The sequence below is a fragment of the Chryseobacterium sp. PCH239 genome, from assembly GCF_018924625.1.
GTDB classification, from domain to species: domain Bacteria; phylum Bacteroidota; class Bacteroidia; order Flavobacteriales; family Weeksellaceae; genus Chryseobacterium; species Chryseobacterium cucumeris.
Map to the genome: position 1 here is coordinate 1,904,614 of NZ_CP073027.1, position 22,197 is coordinate 1,926,810.

A 22,197-nucleotide genomic window follows, 5' to 3' on the forward strand; every position below is an offset into this window, starting at 1 on the left:
ATTTTTGAAGATAAATGGATTATTTATTAAAAAGCTTTTGCCACCAGTTTTTCTTCTTATCAGCCGTATACCCGTAACCGTAACCATAGTTGTAACCGTAGCCATATCCTCCTACATTTTTAGCAACATCATTAATTACAAAAGACATGTTTTTTATTTTTGATTCTTTTACGAGTTTATTTGCAAACTCTATTAATATTCTTCTTGATACTCCTGATCTTACAACATATAGAGAAGCATCGGCTGTATCTGAAATACTCAACGTATCTGAAACAAGCATCAGAGGAGCCGAATCAATCACAATATATTCGTAACGGGAGGACATCTCACTGATAAGCTTCTGATAACGACCGTTGGAAAGAAGTTCCTGAGGATTTGGAGGGATAGATCCCGCATAAATTACATCACATTCAGGATTGGTATCGGAAATATGTATAAGATCTTCTATATCTGTTGTCTCATCATATAAATATTCCGTAAGACCAGCATTCTTAACTCGCTCATCATCATATCTCTGTATCTGCGGATTTCTAACATCCGAACCAATTAGTAATGATCTTCCGTTTTTACTTCCCAATGTCAGAGCGAGATTCACTGAAACCAATGTTTTTCCTTCTCCTTTCACTGAAGAAGTTACCAATATAACTTTCGCCGAGTCTTTCTTAGGAAGGAGAAATTTAAGATTGGAAACCAATATTCTGAATGCTTCAGCCAATTCTGAAAAATCATTTTTCTGTACAAGGTGAAGCTGATTATCTTTAAGAGCAGGAATATCTGCCAATACACCAAGAGATGAATTTTCTGAAATATCTGTACGGTTGTAGATTTTATCATCCCACATAAAGAAAAGATAAAGTACCCCAGCAGGTAAAAGCAACCCTAATATAAGTGCAGCCAAAAGAATTATAATCTTCTTTGGAGAAACAGGTCCATCAATCGTATAAGCAGGATTTACAATTTTAGCTTTAGGAACATTAACAGAAAGATTGATCGCGTTTTCTTCTCTTTTCTGTAAAAGGAAAAGGAAAAGCTGTTCTTTAAGATTCTGCTGCCGTTCGATACCTCTGTAAACTTTCGATTGTCCGGGAACCTTTTCAATCATTCCTGTATTGGCAGAAATCTGACTGTTTATCTGCGCAATAGATGCCTGAATTGTAGCCTTTTGCTGGCTTATATTATCTCTTACAATTTCTTTCAATGAAGAAATTTCTTTATTCATTTCTATTACCGCAGGGTTCTCATTGGTTGCCTGCTTCAAAGTTTTGTTTCTACTGATAACAAGACTATTATATTGTGAAATTGTCTGTTCTAAAGAAGGGTTTAATCCTAAATTAGAAGGCATAAGTTGATTAGAACCCTTTGAAGCTTCAGATTGAAGAGAGTTAAGGAGATCCAGCTGCGTTTGCTGCTGAAGAAGTTGTTTTGTGTTGTCGGTCGTATTTTGAAGTGCTAACTGCGCCTGTGCCTGCAAGTCCACTATACGGTTACGGTTCTGAAAATCTTCTTTCTGATTTTCAACTCCGGAAAGATCACGCGAGATAACTTCTAATCGTTTATCAATAAATTCCTGAGTATTTTGAGCTTGTAAATTTTTATCTCTTAGCCCATCCAGATTATACTGTTTGGTTACTTCATTAAGAATGGCTTCTGATTTTTCAGGAACAGTTCCTATGATGCTAATGTCCATAAGCATCGCTTTCTGATCCGGAAGATCAACCTGAATCTTTTTTTCCAAAGATTTTACCTTCTCCAGAGGATTCCAAAACACAATTTTATATTTATCCTTAAAGATAAGTCCTGGAACTTTCTGAAGAACTACAGTTCCGAAATTAAGAGCCAGATTTTTATTGAAACTGCCTTTTACTGTTTTCTTATCTTTATCCTCTAAAACGAAATCATTTCCATTGACTTCCTTCACAAGATATTCGGATGAAACAAATTTCTTGATATCAGTTTTATAAGATATAATTTTGGCTTCGATAGGTATTTTTGTGAATAATTCAGAATCCCTTATTTCACCAGAATTATAATATTGTACATTGAGATTAAGGTTTTCGACAACCTTCATCAAAATAGGCCTGGAACTTACTACAGCAACCTCACTTTTAAGCTCATCTGCATTTCCCAAGCCAAGGCCAAGATTATCAAGATCGATCAAAGCACCACTTAGATCCGATTGTTTTTTATCAAATTTTAGAGTTGTGGTAGACTGATATTGAGGTATAGCATACCGAAGATATACAAAAGCTACGATTACAAATAATAATACAGATGCTATAAACCAAGGCCATTTGCCTAAATACTTTCCAATGATCTTTCTAAGATCTAAAGACTCTTCACTTTCCTGAAATTCTATCTGCTGCATATTTTATTTTCGAGTTAAAGCAATAATAAGTGTACCAGCTGTCAGTAATGCACCAATAATCTGGAATGTAAGGGCTCTGTTCGGATTAGAGTTGGCCTGAACCTGTTTGTTTTTGTCCGGCTGTACATACAATATATCGTTCTGCCTCATATAATAGTATGGTGAATTTACAATATCTGATCTAGTAAGGTCAACGTTGATAACCTGATCTGATCCATCATCTCCGGAACGGATCAATTTTACATTGGTACGGTCTCCAAAATCTGTCATATCACCTGCAAGACCAAGAGCTTGGAAAATATTGATCTTTTGGGAAACACTTTCTTTCTGTCCAGGATTTTTTACTTCCCCTAAGATGCTTACATTAAAATTTTTCAGGGTAATCGTAACCAAAGGGTCTGTCAGGTATCTTCTCAACCTGGCTTCTAGGTCCTGTTTAAGCTGTATCTGTGTCATTCCCTTTGCAAAAACATCTCCCAATACCGGGAAGTTTATATATCCTTCCTCATTCACGAGATATTCGCTTGGCTGTACATATTGATTAACTCCAGTACTGCTTACACTTCCAACTTTATTGGCAGTATTAAGATTGAAGGGTTTTACCGCAATTTCATCTAATGCAGAAACAAGGATTAACAGCACGTCACCTTCCTGAATATGTAATCCCTGAAATTTTGCTTTCGCAACTTCCTCTTCCATATTATGTTTCGACATATATACCATATTCTGCTTCGGTCTGCATGATAACAAAATAACCGATAACAATGTTATATATGTAATAATCTTTTTATTCATATGTTGTTTATTCTAAGTCTACTTGTGTTATTATTTAAAATCTATCTGAACTAAATTTAATTTAAGATACCTAATAGGAAGAAAACTAACCACATAAGTATTCTATATTTATAAGAAGTTTACGAATGTGAGAGGTATTTAATCTTTATATTTAAATCAATTCTTTCTCTAGCAATTTTCATTCCGTTTGGAATTAAAATAGCAAAATTATTATTTTATATCAGTTTTTTATGTATTTTATTCTTTAATTTCATTCATATGCTTCATGTTCAGATATCTTGTCAAGAATTTCAAATTCAGAGTTATTGCTTTTAAATTCCGGCACAATTATTTTTAATATTCTTACAATCTGTAAACTATCTTTATTCATTGCTGAAAGAATAATTTGCGAGCACAAAATATCTATATCTTCAAACTTCATCAATGGATCTCTGGATATCATAATTTTCTCATGATGGGTAGGAATAGTTGTAGAATTATTCGTTAAAAGTTCTTCATATAGTTTTTCACCAGGTCTTAAGCCAATAAAATCAATTTTAATATCGATACCTGGAGTATATCCTGATAATTTGATCATTCTTTCCGCTAAATCCAAAATTTTAACCGGTTTACCCATATCAAAAACATAAATCTCTCCTCCCTGTCCCATTGTTCCTGCCTGAAGTACCAATTCGCAGGCTTCAGGAATCGTCATAAAATAACGAATGATATCGGGATGAGTAATCGTCACCGGACCTCCTTTTTCAATTTGTTTTTTGAAATGTGGTATTACAGAGCCATTGGAACCTAATACATTTCCAAAACGCGTTGTTATAAATTTTGTTGTATTCTCCGAAGAATTTTGTAGAGACTGTACAAAAAGTTCAGCAGCTCTTTTAGAAGCTCCCATTACGTTGGTGGGATTTACAGCTTTATCTGTAGACACCATCACAAAACGATTTACATTATATTTTTTCGATAAGAGTGCCACATTTTTAGTTCCTCCAATATTGACAAAAATAGCTTCATGTGGATTATCTTCTATTAATGGTACATGCTTGTAGGCTGCCGCATGATAAACTATTGAAAACTGATAATCATCAAACAATTTCTCCATTCTGGAATAGTTTGAAATATCAGCCAGTATAAATTTGAACCTTTGATTTGGGAATCTTTCTAATAATTCAAGCTGCAACTCATATAAAGGAGACTCAGCCTGATCTACCACAACAATCAATGATGAATTTAGCTGAGCAACCTGCCTTACAATCTCACTTCCTATAGACCCGGCACCTCCGGTTACCAGAATATTTTTACTAACATGAAAACATTTTACCTCATTGTTTTCTATTTTAATTGTCGGACGATTCAGTAAATCTTCAATCTGAAGAGGACGGATACTTCTCACCTTATCATCCTCTTTTATGATATTGGTTACGGGTACTTTTAATACTTTCAATCCTTTATCCAATGCAAAGCTAGTCCATTCTTCTATCTCTTGCTTTGTCATCACGTCTTTGATTAAAACCGCATCAAATTGTTCTTTCAGAGTATCACTCTTAAGAAATTGCTTTTTATTATAAATTTTATAGCCAAGCAACCTTGCTTTTTTAGAATCTGATCTTGCAGTGAGAAATCCTGCCAGCTGATAGGGATGGTCGGGATTGTGAATAATAGCCTTTGCTAATGACACGGAAGTATCCTCTACTCCTACGATAGCAATTCTAGCTTTGGATAGAGTATCCTTAGAATCTATTAAGACACCGAAAAGCTTTTTGATTGCCATTCTGAAAAAAAACATCAGAAAAATGGAAACAAAGAAAAATAAAAAAAGAACAGGATATAAAAATACGGGTTTGCCCAATATCAGTTCTGACATAAAATTCAGTCCAAGCAAGACAATAAGAGCACTCCCTGAAGACCATACAATTTTAAAAAAGTCAAAAAAAGTAGAGTGTCTGATAATTCCTGCATAAGTTTTGAACAGAACTATACACAGAATATTAATAAGCACCACTGAAAATATCTTTTCCTTTTGATACTTAGTAAAGTTAAGTTTTACCTCCAGACTATTCAGAAGAAAATATGAAACTAAAATTGAAAAAAAAATGACTGAAACATCAATAAGAAAAACCGACCACCTGGGTATATATCTTAACTCCCTGATTTTAAAAACATTCCCCATACACAAATAAACCTAAAGTATCTTTTTCATTATTTCAACAATTGGTGGTTTTATTATCAGGCGAAGATAATAATTATTATTAATATTTTTAATAGCATACGTTAATTTTTATTCAAAATATAAATTACTAGTGCCATAAAATATTTTAACCTAAAATTAATACGCATATTCCAAAAAAAAATACTGTAAAATAAGTATTTTACAGTATTTTGACTACTTTGATTGATAGTTGCGATCCGGACGGGACTCGAACCCGCGACCTCCGCCGTGACAGGGCGGCATTCTAACCAGCTGAACTACCGGATCAATTTTTTAAAAAAGAAATTGAGAAAACTTCTGCGATCCGGACGGGACTCGAACCCGCGACCTCCGCCGTGACAGGGCGGCATTCTAACCAGCTGAACTACCGGATCAATTTTTTAAAAAAGAAATTGAGAAAACTTCTGCGATCCGGACGGGACTCGAACCCGCGACCTCCGCCGTGACAGGGCGGCATTCTAACCAGCTGAACTACCGGATCAATTTTTTTAAAGTAAATTGAGAAAACTTCTGCGATCCGGACGGGACTCGAACCCGCGACCTCCGCCGTGACAGGGCGGCATTCTAACCAGCTGAACTACCGGATCATTATTTTAAAGAACGTCGTTTCTTTTTCGTGGTTGCAAAATTACAACTTTTTTTGTTACCTGCAAATTATTTTAAAAAAAATGCCTCCCAATACTGGAAGGCGTTCATTATCAAACTTATTTTTTTTATAAGTGAGCACTTAATTTTTCAGCAATTACCTCTTTTGGAGCTACACCTACTAATTTGTCTACTACTTCTCCATTCTTAAAAATAAGAACAGTAGGAATATTTCTGATACCATACTGCATAGAAATCTCCTGGTTGTTGTCTACATCTACTTTTCCAACTACTGCTTTACCTTCAAAATCTGATGCTACTTCTTCGATGATCGGTCCTAAAGTTCTACAAGGTCCGCACCATACTGCCCAGAAGTCTACTAATACCGGTTTTTCTGATTTTAAAACCGTATCCTGAAATGAGCTGTCTGTAATTTCTAAAGCCATTTTTGTTTCTTTTATTTTAATTAATATTATTTTCTTTTAATCCTTTATTGGATATTCAAAATTACGCTTTTTAGAGCACAAGCCTATCTATGCTCAACATTAGTTTTTTCTATAGTGTAATCACTTGAAATTTCCTTTAATGCATTGACCAATGTATCAATCTCCGCTTTGGTCGTCATATGGCTGAACGAGATACGTAATGGAGTACAGTGATCCATTTCATCCTCAGAAAGCACCATCATCATAACCATTGAAGGTTTTGAAGCTCCTGATGAGCATGCACTTCCCTGAGAGATGGCAATCCCTTTCATATCTAATTGAAGTCCTATGAGTGGATTTTTGTAAGGTAATAAAGCACTTAAAACTGTATAAAGACTGTTGTCCTTTTCAGCACTTCTTCCATTGAATTTAATTCCTTCTATTTCAGCAGAAAGTCTTTCAATTGCATAATCCTTTATACTCTGCATATGGTTGGTATATTCCTCCATATGATTCAGAGAAAGTTCTAATGCTTTTCCTAATCCTACGATACCACAAACATTTTCAGTTCCCGCCCTAAGGCTTCTTTCCTGAGGTCCTCCGGTAATAATTCCTTTTAAACCTGTTGCTTTTCTGATAAACGCAAATCCAGCTCCTTTTGGCCCATGAAATTTATGGGCACTGCAGGATGCAAAATCCACAGGAATATCAGAGAAGTCAAGGTTCATATGAGCCATTGTCTGGACCGTATCTGAGTGGAAAAGTGCATGATGTTCTTTGCACAGCTGGGCAACCTGTTTAAGGTTGATGATATTCCCAATTTCGTTGTTGGCATGCATTAAGCTTACCAATGTTTTTTTATCTGAAGCTTTTAAAAGTTCTTCCAATTTAGCAAGATCAATATCTCCTTTTTCATTCGGGCGGATATAGTTTACTTCTACTCCTTTTCTGCTTTTCATATCCAGAATACTTTCAGAAACGCATTTATGTTCCAGGGGAGAGCTTATGATTCTTTCTACTCCAAGGTGTTCTACCGAGGATTTAATGATCATATTGTTTGATTCGGTACCACAGGAAGTGAAAATGATTTCAGCAGGAGTTACATGAAGATAGTCTGCAACCTGTCGTCTTACATTTTCAATAAGGATTTTTGCTTCCTGACCAAAACTGTGTGTGGAAGACGGGTTTCCGAAATTCATTTTCATTGTGCCCACCATTGCATCTATAACTTCTTCTGCAAGCGGAGTGGTTGCGGCATTATCTAAATATACTTTATCCATTATTATTTTGAATATTTTAATTCTACAGAGGTAAATTTGTAATCTGTGGGAACAGTAAATATAAACCAAGGGCTTGAGATCACCTGAATTTCCATTCCACCGGAAGGTTCACCAGCCGGAACTTCTACATACAGAATCTGATTTTTCACAGATATACTTTTAATCTCCTCAATTTTGTGGCTACCAGATCTGAAGGTTCCCAAATTGTATAAAACGACTTTTTTATTTTTTGGAAACTGCGGATATTTGATATAAGATTCTTTTCCTATTTCTGAGATACCAAAACTTCCACTGATAATATTGCGGAAATCCTTTTCTTCCTTAATAATTCTAAAGCCAGGAGTGTCTGCCCCTCCCTGGGATTCAGAGACAATAAGTTCAGCATTTCCCTGTCCAGGAGAAGACTTCTGAGATGAAGTGCTTGCACAGCTCATGAAAATTGCTGTACATGCGATTAACAGGCTTTTCATTTTTTACAATTTTATCTCCCAAAATTAGTGAAAAAATTGGTAATGTCCCTCATTTGCCCATTTCAACATTGGCCGATCTCCTGAAGTATCACCAAATGCAATAATTTTATCGTATTTAGAATCGTTGATTTCCTCTTTAATTCTTACCAGTTTTTCTTTCCCGTTACAGTTTTTTCCGACAAAATTTCCTGTGAAAACTCCGTTCTTAAACTCTGCCCGCGTAGAAACAAGCTCCATTTTCAGTTCATCAGCGAAAGGTTTCACCCAGATATCTAATGAAGCGGTTACCAATAAACTCTGTGTATTATTCCTATCGATATTTTTTATAAAGTCTAATGCATTTTCCCTCACTATTTTAGGATAATGCTGTTCAAAAAATTGTTTAGACTTTTGCTCTATTTTATCCTGGGTCTGTCCTTTTAAAATAGAACCGATAAAGCTTTTTTTCACTTTTTCTGTTTCAGCCAGTTTCAGCTTCAGCAGGATAAAAAGAGGTACATGTCTTAAAAATTGTATACGATATTTTGTAGAATCGTAAAATTTAAGATACATAAACATAGTATCTTTATACGTAAGGGTTCCGTCAAAATCAAAACAATACAATTTTTTCATTTTTTAAAGCTTTAATTTCTTGAATATAAACTCAGGGATATTCCTGATAATCATCATAATAATACTCCAAACCGGCAAAACATATGCCACATTCCTCTGCTTTTTGAAGGCTTTGTAAATACAGGAAGCAGCCTGTTTGGGAGTGGCTGTCAGTTTCGGATTTAAAGGCAGACCTTCTGTCATCTTAGTTTCCATAAACCCTGGTTTTATAGTAAGAACGTGTACTTTTTTATCAAAAAGATAGTTTCTCAAACCACTCAGATAAGCAGTAAAAGCTGCTTTTGCACTTCCATAGATAAAATTACTCTGCCTTCCCCGGTCTCCTGCCACAGATGAAAGCCCGATAATCGTTCCTGATCTTCTGCTTTCAAACTTATGGGCAAAATAATTCATCACAGGAACCAGTTTTGAATAATTGATATCAATGATACGTTCTGTATTTCTGTTATCATACAATCCTTCCTCGGTTCCTTCCCCTAAATATCCTACGGCACAAAATAATACATTTGAATTGATATAATCAAATCTATTGTAATCAATTTCTTTTGTAAGATCCAGTTCAATAACTTCCGCCTGCTGCAGAAACTTTACATCAATGTGTCTCGCAAAACGCTCTGTAGTTTCTTTATTTGAGGTGAAAAGATAGATTTTTTCAAACTTTTCTCCTTCCTGAAGTGCTTTTTCCACAAAAGCCTGTGCCACTTCAGATGTACTTCCCAGAACTATCATTATGAATTGTTATTTATGATTCTTTTGTGCTGTAAAGACACAAATTTAGGATTTTGAATATTTTTCAGGTAACTGGTAAGTGACGATCTGCTCATGCTGTCTTTGGTAAGATAGATTCTTCCCCCGAACTCCTGAACAATCGCATCCAGCTGATCTACCAGTTTTTTCAGTTTTGAATTAACTTTAAAATCAAGAGCCAATGTATACCCTTCCACAGGGAATGAGTTGTAAGCCTGCGGATTGTTCTTTCCAAAAAGTTTTAAAACTGCCAGGAATGATCCGTTTCCGCTTTTGGCAATCGTTTCAAGGATTCTTTTCATTCCTTCTTTTCCAGTCTCTTTAGGAATGACCATCTGATACTGTATAAAACCGGACTTTCCATAAATCTTATTCCAATCTGTGATCGTATCCAAAGGATAGAAAAACGTCTCATAGTCGATAAAGTTTTTCACTTCTTTTTTAGACTGTTTTTTATAGTACAACCAGTTGAATATTTTTACGGTAAGGGCATTCAGTACAAATCCCGGAAAATAAAAAGGAACTGTAGGCTGCAGTTTTTTCTTTAACCGTAAAGGCGTTTTGGAAAAACTTTGGGGAAGCTCATGCTGAAATGCATGCTCTCCTCTCATGAGAATACTTCTTCCGATATTTTTTCCTTTCTGAAGACAATCAATCCATGCAACAGTGTAGGTCCAGTTTTCACTTTCATCGAACAGCTTAAATATCTCATCAAGATTGTCTGCTTTTATACTTTCCTGACGGATGTATGCGGACTCTATATTTTTAAGTTTAAATTTTGCGGTAAGAATAATTCCTGTAAGTCCCATTCCACCGATGGTAGCCCAGAACTTTTCTGAGTTCTCTTCTCTGGAACAGGTAATAATTTCACCTTTCTCAGTCATTAGCTTAAACTCGATCACATATTCGGAAAAACATCCTTCTGCATGATGGTTTTTTCCATGAACATCGGAAGCGATAGCTCCTCCTACTGATACAAATTTTGTCCCTGGAGTAACGTATAAAAAGTATCCCTGTGGAACTGCTATTTCCAGTACATCTGAAAGCAACACTCCGGATTCACATTCTATGATCCCGTTCAAACGGTCAAAATTGATGAATTTATTTAATTTTTTAGTTGAAAATATAGATTCTCCCAACGAAGCATCGCCATAGCATCTCCCGTTTCCTCTCGCAATAACCTCGTTGTGACTGAGTACAAATTCTTTTATTCTTCCGAAACTGTCCTCAGATCTCATCTCCTTCTCCACTATTGGGAAATTTCCCCAGTTTGTAACTTTTTGTATGAAATTCGGTTTCATTTCTTAAAATAAATTTGAATTAAAAATGCCACTACCCAAAGTAATAAAGTAACCTGTATATAGCGGTCTCTGTAAACAATTTTTGTAGGAGATTCCGTTCTGTTATAAACCAGTGTCTGCTGAAGATATCTTAGCAACGCGAATACCACGAAAATCACAGTATAAAAAACTCTTTCGTGAAACCTTGCCTGAACTTCCGGAGAGAGTGTAAACATCAGATAGCAGACAATAGCCAGAGTAATAGAAATGGATAAAGCAATATCTGCAAACTGCACGTTATAGCCATCCAGTGCTTTTCTTGTTTTTCCTGAAACCTGGGCATTGATAAGCTCCCCCTTCTTTTTCCTATAGCCAGTACCAAAGCCAATACAAACGTCAGGAGAATCGCCCATTGTGATATACTGATTCCGGTGATATAACCTCCAGCCAGTACACGCAGTACAAACCCTATGGCAATAATAAAGATATCAATAATAGGAACATGCTTCAACCTGAAAGTATAGGCAAGATTCATCATCACATAGAATCCTACAATGGTCGCAAATTTCCAAAGATACTCGTGGAAATAGATCTGTGTAAAAAATACAAGAGCAATATCTGTAATGACCAAGCCTATAAGAATTCCTATCGCTTTTGATTTTGAAATAGCTCCACTCGCTAATGGTCTTCTTCTTTTTTCCGGGTGCTTTCTGTCTGCTTCAATATCATTGTAATCATTCAGGATATAGACAACACTTGCTGCAAGTGAAAATATAACAAATGCAAAAATGCTTTTGAGAAGCAGATCTATATTGGTAATATTACCTGAAAAGAACAGAGGGACAAATACAAAAAGGTTTTTCACCCATTGCTCCACACGGAGCAGTTTTAAATATTTCTTCATTTATGTTATTTCAAATACAAAAATAATAAATTCAAAATTTCTAGCATAAAAATACAAAAAAAACCGCCGGGGCGGTCTTTTACGAAAATATTTATATATTAAATTAACTATTGCCCTTGCTTGGCATCGTTAATCATTTTTTCATTGGCAGTAATAGCAAACTCCACTCTTCTGTTTTTAGCTCTTCCTTCATCGGTATCATTACTTGCTACAGGCATTGCTTCACCTTCACCTTTTGTAAACATTCTGCTTGATGCAATTCCTTTTCCGGATAAATATGCTTTCACAGCGTCTGCTCTTCTTTGAGAAAGTTTAAGGTTATAATCATCAGAACCTTTGCTGTCTGTGTGACCATAGATATTGATATTGGTATCTGGGTTATTAGCTAATACTTCTGCTAATTTATCAAGGTTTGTCTGTGCTACAGAAGTAAGGTTTGAAGAATCAAATGCAAAGTTAACAATACTTTCATTCATGGTTACTTTAATACCATCTCCTACCCTTTCTACCTGAGCTCCTGGTAAAGTTTCTTTAATATCTTTAGCCTGCTTATCCATTTTGTTACCGATAACGTTACCTGCAACACCACCGATAATACCTCCTAATACAGCTCCGATAGCTCCATTTCCACCTTTACCTACATTGTTACCAAGGATACCTCCAAGTACTGCTCCTGAAGCAACACCTACTGCTGTACCTCTTTGTTGATGATTTGAATTCTGAACCGCTTCACAGCTTGTCAATAATAATGCTGATGATAAGAAAAGGGCTCCTACGTATGTTTTTGTAAATTTCATTTTTTTTGATCTTTTATGTTGATAAATTATTTCATTCCTGTTCTCTGGAAGTTGTAAACTACTTTTACATTACCTCCTTCAAAAGGAACATCCTGCTCCAGTGAAAACTGATCTGTACTCTGATTGATCATGGTAAGGCTGTAACCAGCTGTATTCTGTTTTGCTTTTGTACCTGAAGCAATTTTTTTAAACATAAACGTATTACCGCCTTTTACTTCAAATTTGATAGGCTGTGTAATTGCCGGGCAATCTCCACCACCGTTTAAAGTATACGCTCCTGTCCAGTTATTAGGAATCAATCTCCAGTGACTTCCTACGAAGCACTGTGCGTCTGCACCTTCGTCAAAAGGTTTAATTTTATAACCTTTATCATAATCTATGCTCACAATCTGCCAGTCTCCTTTCATTTTAAGGAAGTCGGCTCTTTGATTTTGAGATGTAGCTGCTTTGTTAACAGAGGAACACGAAACTGCAAAAAGTGATGTTCCCAACATCCCTGCAAGTAGTAACTTTTTCATTTTGTTGTTTATTATTTTGTTACTATAAAGTTACAAAAAACCGTGCCAAAATTTAAAATAAAAAATAAAAAGTCCGAAAAAATTCGGACTCTTTATGGTTTCTCCTTAAACAGAGGGAGATAAATTATTTTTTAACAGCCTTTTTTACGGATTTCGAAGACTTGGCAGTGCCTGAAGGTTTCCCTTTGTAGAAATTCGTATATGCATATTCTGCTGCTTTTTTAAGGTCGATAACTCCACCAGCCTGAGATTGGTCTCCAAACCCATCTGCTGTACTTGGATTGCTGCTTTTCACAAGGGCTTCGATAATCTGGTAAGGTTTCAGATCAGGCATATAAGCCAATAAAACAGCTGCTCCTCCGGCAACGACAGGCGATGCCATAGAAGTCCCCTGAAGGTATTTATATTCGTTTTTAGGAACGGTAGAATAGATTTCTTCTCCCGGGGCAAAAACGTTTACCATCTTTTTATTGTAATTAGAAAAATCCGCTCTCAGGGCATTGTTTTTATTGGTACTTGCTCCCACTACAAGAACGTTGCTTACAAACGGTTTTTCGTCTGTAACATTTTTAAAGTTGGTAGGATATGCCAGATGTTCTGCTACATCTTCATTTTCGTTACCTGCAGCCTTTACTAAAAGAACTCCTTTATCTTCAGCATATTTAAAAGCATCCCAAACTACATTTTTACCAGGAGAAACAGGTTTTCCAAAGCTCATATTTAATACTTTCGCACCGTTATCTACTGCATATCTGATAGCATTCGCAACGTCTTTATCTCTTTCATCACCATTAGGAACTGTTCTTACAGACATGATCTTCGCTACTTTGGAAGCGACTCCGTACTGAACTTCTTTTCCTTGTGGAAGCCCTGCAATAATACCTGCTACGTGGGTTCCATGTTCTGCATCCGGTCCTTCATAATGATTATTTCCGTAGATTTTTTCAGAATAGTCATCATAGTTGTCCCCTACAATTTCTTTTCTCGGATCGTATGAAAGGTCATATTGTTTTGCCGCAGGAGCAAAATGATCGATAGCTTCTTTCATTTCGTCCTTCATCTTTTTTTCAAATTCAGCTGCTGATTTTCCTTTGAATTCTGGGCTTTGTGAAATCTGGCCTAAAAAATCCAGGGCAATCGCGTCTCTCTGATCCGTTGGAGCTTTGATTGCAGCAATAGTTTCAGCGGTTACAGGCTTACCTCCTAACAGCTTTACCATATTAGGAATCAGCTCGTTCAACATTGAATAGGTCTGGAAGTTTTGTTTTGCCTCAACACTTTTTTTATTGAACATATCTTTGGCTTTCATGTACATCTCAAACTCATCCTTCATTTTAGCCTGGTTGGCTTTATTTTTTGTGGAATCATCTCCTTCGAAAATAGGCTTATATTTGGCAACAACTCTTGTTACTTCCATATTATCGATATCAATATCACCGTTTTTACCTCCTATGAAATTCCATCCGTGTACATCATCAATATATCCGTTTCCATCATCATCTTTACCATTTCCGGGAACTTCATTAGGGTTTGACCATAGGTTCTTTACCAATCCGGGATGATCTACCTGTACTCCACTGTCTAACACTCCCACCACTACGGTTTTCGGCTTCAGCCCTTTAGATTCCAAGTATTTATAAGCATTTGCTGTATTTACTCCATACACTTTCGAAGTTGCAAAATCTTTATGATACCATGTCATCAGATCTTTATCTTCGTTGGGATCAATACTTTTAGCTTTAGATTCCTGTGCAAAAGAGAAACTAAAACCTGCTAAAAAAACTGCAGCTAATAATACCTTTTTCATATGTTGATATTTAATTTTTTAAAGACATATTCCAATCGCCACCTTCATGTTTTCTATCCTGAAAATTTCATCAAAAGCGATTGTATGCTAATATGATTGTTTTATATTTTTTATATACACCAATGATTCCGGGCCTTTATTACAAATAAGGTCAAGAACCGAAAGATCTTCCAAAAATCCTAATTTATCAGAAAATGTCTGGTAATATTCTTCCATCTGAAATTCTGAAGGAAGCTTTGCCGAAAACTTTTCTCTGAAATTAATACTCTCCGGATTTTTGATATATTCTTCATTCAAAGAGTGTGCCTTTTCTGTTTTCAGTATCTGTTGGATCACTTCTATCCCTTTAAGGTTAAAATCCAAAAGGAATTTTTCTTTAAGGTCAAATATTTTTCTGAACTTATCTTCATAGTATTCGAAATAAGGAGAGCTCTGGTATGCTGTTTTGATTGATTTCCAGTGCAGGGTTCTCCAGTCTTCACGGTAAGAGATTTCAACATCTTTGAATTCTCTTTTTCCGTTATGGTTAATAGGGATTATTAATGACAATTTTCCGTTGGCACCATAAATATTGGCTCTGTTTCTATACGTCTGTTTCGGGAAATTTTCAAACTGTTCAAATACAATTTCATTCTCAGGATTCAAAAACACTGAGAACCAAGAGATTGGGGGCATATAAAATGCCGGTAATAAAATATTTTGCATAATAATATAATCTAGTTTTTAGGATAAAACACTCTTCCTACAGCATCTTTCTCGTCAACAAAGCCTAAATAACGGGAATCTAAGCTTGCGTTACGATTATCTCCTAAAAAGAATAATTTTCCACTTGGAACTCTTACCGGACCAAAATTATCGGCACTCCAGTCTTTATGATAAATTTTACGAATGTCCTGATTGGTATTCGGGTTTATAAACCTTTCATGAAAAAAATTATCATTAAGCTCTTTATCGCTTAATTGAGTGATGAAATAATTGTCATCAATCTGAAAGATTTCACTTTCTTCAGTACCTTTGGATAGAAGATCATTTACATACCCTCTGTCTATTTTGTAAGAATGTTTCACATTAAATTCATCTATCAATATACCATTAACATATAAATCACCATTCTCAATTAAAATCACATCATTTTCAGTTCCTATTAATCTTTGTACATAGGCACCTTGGGGATAATCTAAATTATTTTGATTGTAAGCAATCATTTTAAACTTTTCATAAGGAAGGATATTGGTCATAAAAATAAATGACTTTCTTTTGATCGTAGGTTCATTACCTGCCAAGGGTACAAAAGCATATTGCAAAACCCCAGAGAGTTTTGCAATAATAAAAAGAGTTACAATAAAGCTGCCTGTTAAAAGGACTCTATTAAATATTTTACTTTTAAACACTATTCTTCAGTTTTTTTCTTTCTGAATAATTTCATGAAATAATCCCATCCGAAGAATAAAATCAGGATCATCGCTGCAATCCACCAGTAAGAAGTTTTATTGGCTTCTCCTGTATTGGTAGCTTTGAACATTCTTTCCCAACGGATTTTAAATGGTGCCTGATAAGTAGAACTGCTGTCAGAGAATGCACCCTGAAGACTCATCCATGTAAACATTGGTTTTCCAACAATATTTTCTTCCGGAACGAAACCAAAGAATCTTGCATCTAATGAAGCATCACGGTTGTCACCAATCATCATATAATAATCCTGCTGAATAGTATACTGATTCGCTTCTTTTCCGTTGATGAAAATCTTTCCGTTCTTTTTCTCCAAGCTGTTGTGTTCATATTCAGAAATAATCCACTGGTACATTGGCAGTGTTTCCTGATTGATCACTACTACATCTCCTTTTTTAGGAATTCTAACCGGGCCGTACCAATCAGGATTCCAAGCTTTATTAACTGGAAATATAGATTGTGCAGTATCTATACTTTTTGTATATGCTGTTCTATCTGAATTCAATTTATATTGGACAGCAGCCGTTCCTTTAGGCAAAATGCTTTCTTGCATATCAATTACACTTGGTAATTCTTTAATGTCTTTAGCAATTTTATTAGTTAATCCTTGGAAAGTATATCTAAAACCACTGTTTGTTTGTTCCTCATTTACAGGTAAAAAACCATAACCTTTATATAACGTAGGAATATCTAATTGTTCTTTAGTATTAACAACATATGCGTGCTGTACTTCCTGATCTCCCAAAACAGTCTCCGGCTTTCCGTTAACGAAAAGTCTTCCGGCTCTCATTTCAAAAGTATCTCCTGCTGTAGCCACACATCTTTTTACGTAAGGATCTTTTCTGTCAATAGCAGTATGTACTGAATCCTGAGGATAGTTGAAAACAACCACATCATTTTTCTGTGGCTTATTGAATTGTAAAATTCTTGTATAAGGAAGCTTCACTGCATCTACGTAAGACTTTGGATCATCTTTAGGATTTCCTTTCTGGCCTGTATCCATAATGGTTCCCTGAAGGAAAGGTATTGCTACCGGACGCATTGGAAGTCTGTACCCGTAGCTCCATTTGTTTACGAAAAGGAAGTCACCTACCAATAAAGTTCTTTCCATAGATCCTGTAGGAATCCCGAAAGGCTGTGTTACAAAAACGTGGATAATGGTAGCAAAGACTACGGCAAAAGTAATGGAACCAATGAATGTATCTTTCTTCTTATCATTTTTCTCTTCATCTGTAAGAAACAGATCGTTTGTATTTTCATCTTCTAACTCTACATCTTTAGAATAGTTGATGACCGCCATATAAATAAACGGCAGAATCACGGTAAGAATCTGATCTTTGAAAAGTGTTTTGCCGAACTTCTTCACTAAGTAAAGGTGGAAAACCGACATCATGATTGGTCCTACTATCGGAAGATAAGAAAGGATTGCCCACCATTTCGGATGTTTTGTTTCTTTAAGAATAATGAAATAGTTGTAGAAAGGGATAAAAGCAAATAAAGGGCTATATCCCATTTTTTTGAACAGTTTCCAAGATGAAATCCCCATCAACACGGATAGTATGATGACATATACTGTATAAGTTAAAAAATAATTCATAAATTTTTGTGCCTATTCTTATGATATAAATGATAAATGATGAGTAATAAATGATAAAAGCAGTCCGCTGTTACAATTCACTATTCATCATTTTCTGCTTATTGGTCTGCAATTTACAGAATTTGTTACAAATTAAAGCCCCAAAACGTCTTTCATTGCGAAGTTTCCTTTTTTATCTTTAATCCACTCGGCAGCGACTACCGCTCCCAGCGCAAAACCGTTTCTGTTGAAAGCGGTATGCTTGATCTCGATTTCGTCTACTTCGCTTCTATAATATACGCTGTGTGTTCCAGGAACTTCGTCTTCGCGTACCGCAAAAATTCCCAGCTGCTTGCCTTCTGTTTCTTCCAGTTTCCATGCATCGAATTTCGGGTTGTTTTGAATGATTCCTTCTGCTATGGAAATGGCTGTTCCACTTGGAGCATCTTTCTTGTGGATGTGGTGAATTTCTTCCAGCTGGCAAGAGTATTCATCTACGTTCTTCATCAGGTCCGCAAGCTTTTCGTTGAGAGCAAAGAATAAATTCACGCCTAAACTAAAGTTAGAGCCATATAGGAAAGCAGTATCATTATCTATCGCTAATTTTTCAATTTCAGCTTTTTGGTCAAGCCATCCTGTTGTTCCGCAGATCACCGGAATTTTATTTTCAAGACAAGCTTTGATGTTTTCAAATGCTACTTCCGGCAGTGAAAATTCAATCACAACATCCGGATTATTAAGATTCTCAGCAGTTGGGGTTTCCTTCAGACGGGCAACTACTTCATGACCTCTCTTCTGTGCGATCTCATCAATGATCTTACCCATTTTACCGTAACCGACTAATGCTATTTTCATATAATCTTTTTATTTTTTAATCTGCATCTGATCCTCAGAACTTCTGCAGGTGTATTGTCTTTTAAAATCTGTAACTTAAACTGAATCCTGTTTTTGGTGCGCTATACCCATACTGATCCTGAATAACCGATGGTTTAAAAACCAAATCCGGATCATGGCGGCTTTCGTAAAGGTGTGCATCTACTACAGCATCTACAATATTCAGGATATAGATCAACCCTGTAATGGCGATGGCATAATCCCTTTGTCTTTTGGCTCTGTCCTGTGCGTTACCTAAAGCTTTTTTGTCCAGCCACGGGTGACTGTCTACAAATTCATTAGGAGTTCCATTCAGTTTTGCCACGTAATACTCACGGTATTTTTTGTATTGATTGTCATTCCATACGGCAATACCAACCCCAGCACCTACGGCTCCCCAGACAATGGGAATTTTCCAGTATTTTTTGTTATAAAACTGTCCTAATCCAGGTAAAACTGCGGAATATAATCCCGCTCTGGTAGGGTTTAGCTTTATGGTTTTTGCTGTGGGACCGTTCGCTTTTTCAAGATCTTCAATAATCTTTGCTTCTGTTTTGCTTGGTTTTACCACACGAGGTTCTTCTTTCGGAAGAGTCTGCATCCGAACGGTATCTATAGGTTTTACTTGTGAGTAAGCCATTGCAGCGATACACAAGAAAAATGTGAAAAATATTTTCTTCATTTATTTAATATGGGATAAAATATATTCCAGCTCTTCTTCATTTTTGAAGTCCAGAACAATTTTACCTTTTTTACCATTTCCAGAAGATTTGATCTCTACTTTTACGTCTAAGATATCTGCTATGGTCTTCTGGGCTTTTTTATAGTTATTGGAAAGCTCGACTTTTGCTTTTTTGGCAGCAGGAGACTTCGGGTTCTTCAATGCAGCAGCAGCCTGTTCGGCCTGACGAACGTTTAATTTTTCTTTGATAATAAGATCAAATAAAACCTGCTGATCTTCTTCACTCTCAAGACTGATGATTGCTCTTCCGTGTCCTGCAGAAATCTCACCGCTTCTGATAGCATTCTGAATATCCGGATTTAATCTTAACAGTCTGATAGAATTGGTAATCGTACTTCTGTCCTTTCCTATTCTCTGGCTCAGGTTTTCCTGAGTAAGGCCGATTTCTTCAAGAAGCCTGTGATAAGTCAGGGCAATTTCGATAGCATCCAGGTCTTCTCTCTGGATATTTTCAACAAGAGCCATCTCAAGAAGCTCCTGGTCATTTACTAAACGGATATAAGCAGGAATAGTTGTTAACCCTGCAATTTTAGTTGCCCTGTAACGTCTTTCCCCGGAAATGATTTCAAACTTTTCACCGTCTTTTCTAAGGGTAATCGGCTGGATTACGCCTAAGTTTTTAATGGACTGTGCAAGTTCGTTTAATGCTTTTTCATCAAAATAAGTTCTCGGCTGCGTTGGGTTCGGATAGATATCTTCAAGCGCAACTTCCACAATATTTCCCACAAACTTATCTGCTCCTTCATCAGTAGCGGAATTGATAGTTGCTTTGGATTCTGCACTTAAAATGGCGCCCAAGCCGCGTCCCATAGCTCTTTTTTTGTCCTTCATAGATATAATTGATAAATGATGTTTGAAAAGTGATGTCTAGCATTCACTTGTTGGCCATTTATTATTAATTTAATTCTTTATTAAGTTTTCATTCTTCAAAAGAACTTCTTCAGCTAACTGAATATACTGAACAGCTCCTTTACTTTCTGCATCATAATTCAGGATGCTTTCTCCAAAACTTGGTGCTTCACTCAATCTTACGTTTCTACTGATAATGGTTTCAAAAACCATTTCAGGGAAATGTAAATTTACTTCTTCCACAACCTGATTGGATAATCTCAATCGGCTGTCATACATGGTTAAAAGAAGACCTTCTATTCCAAGATCTTTATTGTGAATTTTCTGAACATTTTTAACGGTATTCAACAATTTACCAAGCCCTTCTAATGCAAAATACTCACACTGGATTGGAATGATTACAGAGTCTGCAGCTGTAAGCGCATTGACGGTAATAAGACCTAAACTCGGCGCACAGTCGATGATAATATAATCATAATCATCTCTTACACTTGCCAGCGCTTTTTTCAGCATATACTCACGATCTTCCTTGTCTACCAATTCAATTTCCGCTGCTACCAGATCGATATGTGACGGAATAATATCCAGGTTCGGAGTTGCAGTTCTCTTGATACAAACTCTTGTATCTGCACTGTGCTCCAGAAGATTATAGGTAGAATACTGAACATCCTCAACACCCAGACCGGATGTTGCATTCGCCTGAGGGTCAGCATCAATGATTAATATTCTTTTTTCCAATACTCCTAATGCTGCTGCCAAATTTACAGCGGTGGTAGTTTTACCAACACCTCCTTTTTGATTAGCAATACCTATGATTTTTGCCATTATTAGAACTTTAAGTTTCAAAAATACACTTTTTTCTTTGCTCTCGGTGAGTGGGGAAAATCAAAATTGAGTTAAAATATTGTTAATAAGCAATTTAACGATAAAAAAAATTATCCACAAAAAAAATTCTTTGTGGATAACTATTTGAAATTTACTTTTCCGTATTAATTCTCAAATTTCATGGAGATAGGAAATTTGAAATAACTTCTTACGTATTCTCCTTTTTTGTTTTTGGCAGGGATCCATTTTCCTTTATTGGAAATCATTTTAATTGTTCTCATTGCCTCATTATTAAAATCGGCGTTGGTTCCGTTAGCTTTTACCCCTGAGATCGTTCCGTCCATTTCTACAATAAAGGTAACTGTCGTCTTTACAACATCTTCTGATTCAAATCCTGAACCATCGAAGCTGTTCATTACTTTATTTCTGAAGGAGTCTATTCCTCCTGCAAAACTAGCTTCTACACTAGGATCCTTATCAATAATTGTAGGATCTGTCTTTTCCACTACCGGATCAGCCTTTACAGCGGGTGGCCCATCTCCTCCGATAACACGTGGAACAATTGGAATATAGGTTGTATTTGGTACTTCTTTGCCTTCCGATGTTTCTGTGCTTGCTACTGCATTCGTTTTATCTACAACTTGTTTTTCATTGGTAACAATTGCTTTAGGCTCTGGCAATCTTTCATCGTATGTTTTTACTGCGGGAGCTGGCGGCGTTGGTTTTACAATTTGTACCGGCGGATCTTTCGGTTTTTCTATCTCCTGAATTTCAACAACTCTCGGAAGTTCATATACCGTTCCTACAGGCTCGTCCACAGGTTTCATTGCAGAAATCACAAACGGTGTAATGGATACTGCAGCCATTAAACTTGCTCCGATAAAAAGCGCTTTGGTTAATATTCTATCTGATTCGTTTCTTAATACATAGGCACCATAGTCTTTATTGCGGTGCTCGAACAGGACCTCGTTGAACCGAAATTCCTGGTTTTGGTTATGTTGTTTCATCACTACTACTATTTAAACTGTTAAAAATTTTGATTATTAGTTTTATTGTTCTTATCGATAAGTAGTGTTTCAATATCAAAACATCTGC

21 protein-coding genes, 4 tRNA genes and 1 pseudogene are annotated in these 22,197 nt (G+C 36.1%); 1 reads left to right on the forward strand and 25 read right to left on the reverse strand.

What is annotated here, in order from left to right:
* Window positions 1-19: 19 nt before the first annotated feature.
* From KBP46_RS08625 to KBP46_RS08635, 3 genes are all read right to left on the reverse strand, one after another.
* Window positions 20-2,365 carry a polysaccharide biosynthesis tyrosine autokinase gene (locus KBP46_RS08625; RefSeq protein WP_062676400.1) on the reverse strand — a complete coding sequence of 782 codons (2,346 nt, stop codon included), beginning with the start codon at window positions 2,363-2,365 and terminating at the stop codon, window positions 20-22.
* A 3-nt stretch (window positions 2,366-2,368) separates the two neighbouring features.
* On the reverse strand, window positions 2,369-3,079 hold the full coding sequence (locus tag KBP46_RS08630) for a polysaccharide biosynthesis/export family protein (RefSeq protein ID WP_238590677.1): 711 nt from the start codon (window positions 3,077-3,079) through the stop codon (window positions 2,369-2,371).
* A 331-nt stretch (window positions 3,080-3,410) separates the two neighbouring features.
* Window positions 3,411-4,925, reverse strand: coding sequence for a nucleoside-diphosphate sugar epimerase/dehydratase (locus KBP46_RS08635; RefSeq protein ID WP_238590678.1), 1,515 nt, complete (start codon window positions 4,923-4,925; stop codon window positions 3,411-3,413).
* Window positions 4,926-4,947: 22 nt separating this feature from the next.
* Here KBP46_RS08635 and KBP46_RS23620 point away from each other — a divergent pair, with 22 nt between their 5' ends.
* Window positions 4,948-5,115, forward strand: a complete 168-nt coding sequence (locus KBP46_RS23620; RefSeq protein WP_228432271.1) for a hypothetical protein — start codon at window positions 4,948-4,950, stop codon at window positions 5,113-5,115.
* Window positions 5,116-5,556: 441 nt separating this feature from the next.
* Here the strand turns inward: KBP46_RS23620 and KBP46_RS08640 are convergent.
* The 22 genes and pseudogenes from KBP46_RS08640 to KBP46_RS08745 form a co-directional block, all read right to left on the reverse strand.
* A tRNA-Asp gene (locus KBP46_RS08640) sits at window positions 5,557-5,630 on the reverse strand.
* Window positions 5,631-5,663: 33 nt separating this feature from the next.
* A tRNA-Asp gene (locus KBP46_RS08645) sits at window positions 5,664-5,737 on the reverse strand.
* A 33-nt stretch (window positions 5,738-5,770) separates the two neighbouring features.
* A tRNA-Asp gene (locus tag KBP46_RS08650) sits at window positions 5,771-5,844 on the reverse strand.
* A gap of 32 nt (window positions 5,845-5,876) precedes the next feature.
* Window positions 5,877-5,950 (reverse strand) — tRNA-Asp (locus KBP46_RS08655).
* Between the two features lie 126 nt (window positions 5,951-6,076).
* Window positions 6,077-6,394 carry a thioredoxin gene (gene trxA / locus KBP46_RS08660; protein WP_062676403.1) on the reverse strand — a complete coding sequence of 106 codons (318 nt, stop codon included), beginning with the start codon at window positions 6,392-6,394 and terminating at the stop codon, window positions 6,077-6,079.
* Window positions 6,395-6,477: 83 nt separating this feature from the next.
* Window positions 6,478-7,653 carry a cysteine desulfurase family protein gene (locus KBP46_RS08665; RefSeq protein ID WP_120232981.1) on the reverse strand — a complete coding sequence of 392 codons (1,176 nt, stop codon included), beginning with the start codon at window positions 7,651-7,653 and terminating at the stop codon, window positions 6,478-6,480.
* A 2-nt stretch (window positions 7,654-7,655) separates the two neighbouring features.
* Complete coding sequence (locus KBP46_RS08670; RefSeq protein ID WP_120232980.1) at window positions 7,656-8,123, reverse strand: hypothetical protein; 468 nt, start codon at window positions 8,121-8,123, stop codon at window positions 7,656-7,658.
* A gap of 24 nt (window positions 8,124-8,147) precedes the next feature.
* Entirely contained in the window at window positions 8,148-8,735 is a 588-nt protein-coding gene (locus tag KBP46_RS08675; protein WP_062676406.1) for an HAD-IB family hydrolase, read from the reverse strand.
* Window positions 8,736-8,738: 3 nt separating this feature from the next.
* Window positions 8,739-9,464, reverse strand: coding sequence for an SDR family NAD(P)-dependent oxidoreductase (locus KBP46_RS08680; RefSeq protein WP_062676407.1), 726 nt, complete (start codon window positions 9,462-9,464; stop codon window positions 8,739-8,741).
* On the reverse strand, window positions 9,464-10,783 hold the full coding sequence (locus KBP46_RS08685; protein WP_216445143.1) for an FAD-binding oxidoreductase: 1,320 nt from the start codon (window positions 10,781-10,783) through the stop codon (window positions 9,464-9,466). Before KBP46_RS08685 ends, KBP46_RS08680 begins: the two co-directional genes overlap by 1 nt.
* Window positions 10,780-11,666 (reverse strand): annotated as a pseudogene (locus tag KBP46_RS08690) (decaprenyl-phosphate phosphoribosyltransferase). Before KBP46_RS08690 ends, KBP46_RS08685 begins: the two are co-directional and overlap by 4 nt.
* A 107-nt stretch (window positions 11,667-11,773) precedes the next feature.
* Window positions 11,774-12,463 (reverse strand): OmpA family protein, encoded by a 690-nt coding sequence (locus tag KBP46_RS08695; RefSeq protein ID WP_062676410.1) that lies wholly within the window; start codon window positions 12,461-12,463, stop codon window positions 11,774-11,776.
* Window positions 12,464-12,489: 26 nt separating this feature from the next.
* Window positions 12,490-12,981: a lipocalin family protein gene (locus KBP46_RS08700; protein ID WP_047433063.1), complete on the reverse strand. Its 492-nt coding sequence runs from the start codon at window positions 12,979-12,981 to the stop codon at window positions 12,490-12,492.
* Window positions 12,982-13,105: 124 nt separating this feature from the next.
* Window positions 13,106-14,788 carry a S8 family serine peptidase gene (locus KBP46_RS08705; protein ID WP_216445144.1) on the reverse strand — a complete coding sequence of 561 codons (1,683 nt, stop codon included), beginning with the start codon at window positions 14,786-14,788 and terminating at the stop codon, window positions 13,106-13,108.
* Window positions 14,789-14,875: 87 nt separating this feature from the next.
* Complete coding sequence (locus KBP46_RS08710; RefSeq protein WP_062676412.1) at window positions 14,876-15,493, reverse strand: WbqC family protein; 618 nt, start codon at window positions 15,491-15,493, stop codon at window positions 14,876-14,878.
* Window positions 15,494-15,504: 11 nt separating this feature from the next.
* The gene (lepB, locus tag KBP46_RS08715; protein WP_202967952.1) at window positions 15,505-16,179 is read right to left on the reverse strand and encodes a signal peptidase I; all 675 of its coding nucleotides are present in this window, start codon (window positions 16,177-16,179) and stop codon (window positions 15,505-15,507) included.
* Window positions 16,179-17,834, reverse strand: coding sequence for a signal peptidase I (gene lepB, locus KBP46_RS08720; RefSeq protein ID WP_216445145.1), 1,656 nt, complete (start codon window positions 17,832-17,834; stop codon window positions 16,179-16,181). Before lepB (KBP46_RS08720) ends, lepB (KBP46_RS08715) begins: the two co-directional genes overlap by 1 nt.
* Before the next feature lie 132 nt (window positions 17,835-17,966).
* Window positions 17,967-18,668 carry a 4-hydroxy-tetrahydrodipicolinate reductase gene (gene dapB / locus KBP46_RS08725; protein WP_062676415.1) on the reverse strand — a complete coding sequence of 234 codons (702 nt, stop codon included), beginning with the start codon at window positions 18,666-18,668 and terminating at the stop codon, window positions 17,967-17,969.
* 61 nt (window positions 18,669-18,729) lie between these two features.
* Window positions 18,730-19,368 carry a DUF5683 domain-containing protein gene (locus KBP46_RS08730; protein ID WP_034697458.1) on the reverse strand — a complete coding sequence of 213 codons (639 nt, stop codon included), beginning with the start codon at window positions 19,366-19,368 and terminating at the stop codon, window positions 18,730-18,732.
* Complete coding sequence (locus KBP46_RS08735; RefSeq protein ID WP_034697457.1) at window positions 19,369-20,259, reverse strand: ParB/RepB/Spo0J family partition protein; 891 nt, start codon at window positions 20,257-20,259, stop codon at window positions 19,369-19,371. It lies immediately after the preceding gene.
* A gap of 69 nt (window positions 20,260-20,328) precedes the next feature.
* Window positions 20,329-21,102 (reverse strand): ParA family protein, encoded by a 774-nt coding sequence (locus KBP46_RS08740; protein ID WP_002981269.1) that lies wholly within the window; start codon window positions 21,100-21,102, stop codon window positions 20,329-20,331.
* Window positions 21,103-21,266: 164 nt separating this feature from the next.
* Window positions 21,267-22,109 (reverse strand): hypothetical protein, encoded by an 843-nt coding sequence (locus KBP46_RS08745; RefSeq protein ID WP_062676416.1) that lies wholly within the window; start codon window positions 22,107-22,109, stop codon window positions 21,267-21,269.
* Between the last annotated feature and the right edge of the window lie 88 nt (window positions 22,110-22,197).

What these genes read in the sequence shown, in the direction of transcription:
- KBP46_RS08625 (WP_062676400.1), bottom strand. Translation starts at nt 2,365, where the DNA reads ATGCAGCAGATAGAATTTCAGGAAAGTGAAGAGTCTTTAGATCTTAGA.
- KBP46_RS08630 (WP_238590677.1), bottom strand. Translation starts at nt 3,079, where the DNA reads ATGTCGAAACATAATATGGAAGAGGAAGTTGCGAAAGCAAAATTTCAG.
- KBP46_RS08635 (WP_238590678.1), bottom strand. Translation starts at nt 4,925, where the DNA reads ATGGCAATCAAAAAGCTTTTCGGTGTCTTAATAGATTCTAAGGATACT.
- KBP46_RS23620 (WP_228432271.1), top strand. Translation starts at nt 4,948, where the DNA reads ATGGAAACAAAGAAAAATAAAAAAAGAACAGGATATAAAAATACGGGT.
- trxA (WP_062676403.1), bottom strand. Translation starts at nt 6,394, where the DNA reads ATGGCTTTAGAAATTACAGACAGCTCATTTCAGGATACGGTTTTAAAA.
- KBP46_RS08665 (WP_120232981.1), bottom strand. Translation starts at nt 7,653, where the DNA reads ATGGATAAAGTATATTTAGATAATGCCGCAACCACTCCGCTTGCAGAA.
- KBP46_RS08670 (WP_120232980.1), bottom strand. Translation starts at nt 8,123, where the DNA reads ATGAAAAGCCTGTTAATCGCATGTACAGCAATTTTCATGAGCTGTGCA.
- KBP46_RS08675 (WP_062676406.1), bottom strand. Translation starts at nt 8,735, where the DNA reads ATGAAAAAATTGTATTGTTTTGATTTTGACGGAACCCTTACGTATAAA.
- KBP46_RS08680 (WP_062676407.1), bottom strand. Translation starts at nt 9,464, where the DNA reads ATGATAGTTCTGGGAAGTACATCTGAAGTGGCACAGGCTTTTGTGGAA.
- KBP46_RS08685 (WP_216445143.1), bottom strand. Translation starts at nt 10,783, where the DNA reads ATGAAACCGAATTTCATACAAAAAGTTACAAACTGGGGAAATTTCCCA.
- KBP46_RS08695 (WP_062676410.1), bottom strand. Translation starts at nt 12,463, where the DNA reads ATGAAATTTACAAAAACATACGTAGGAGCCCTTTTCTTATCATCAGCA.
- KBP46_RS08700 (WP_047433063.1), bottom strand. Translation starts at nt 12,981, where the DNA reads ATGAAAAAGTTACTACTTGCAGGGATGTTGGGAACATCACTTTTTGCA.
- KBP46_RS08705 (WP_216445144.1), bottom strand. Translation starts at nt 14,788, where the DNA reads ATGAAAAAGGTATTATTAGCTGCAGTTTTTTTAGCAGGTTTTAGTTTC.
- KBP46_RS08710 (WP_062676412.1), bottom strand. Translation starts at nt 15,493, where the DNA reads ATGCAAAATATTTTATTACCGGCATTTTATATGCCCCCAATCTCTTGG.
- lepB (WP_216445145.1), bottom strand. Translation starts at nt 17,834, where the DNA reads ATGAATTATTTTTTAACTTATACAGTATATGTCATCATACTATCCGTG.
- dapB (WP_062676415.1), bottom strand. Translation starts at nt 18,668, where the DNA reads ATGAAAATAGCATTAGTCGGTTACGGTAAAATGGGTAAGATCATTGAT.
- KBP46_RS08730 (WP_034697458.1), bottom strand. Translation starts at nt 19,368, where the DNA reads ATGAAGAAAATATTTTTCACATTTTTCTTGTGTATCGCTGCAATGGCT.
- KBP46_RS08735 (WP_034697457.1), bottom strand. Translation starts at nt 20,259, where the DNA reads ATGAAGGACAAAAAAAGAGCTATGGGACGCGGCTTGGGCGCCATTTTA.
- KBP46_RS08740 (WP_002981269.1), bottom strand. Translation starts at nt 21,102, where the DNA reads ATGGCAAAAATCATAGGTATTGCTAATCAAAAAGGAGGTGTTGGTAAA.
- KBP46_RS08745 (WP_062676416.1), bottom strand. Translation starts at nt 22,109, where the DNA reads ATGAAACAACATAACCAAAACCAGGAATTTCGGTTCAACGAGGTCCTG.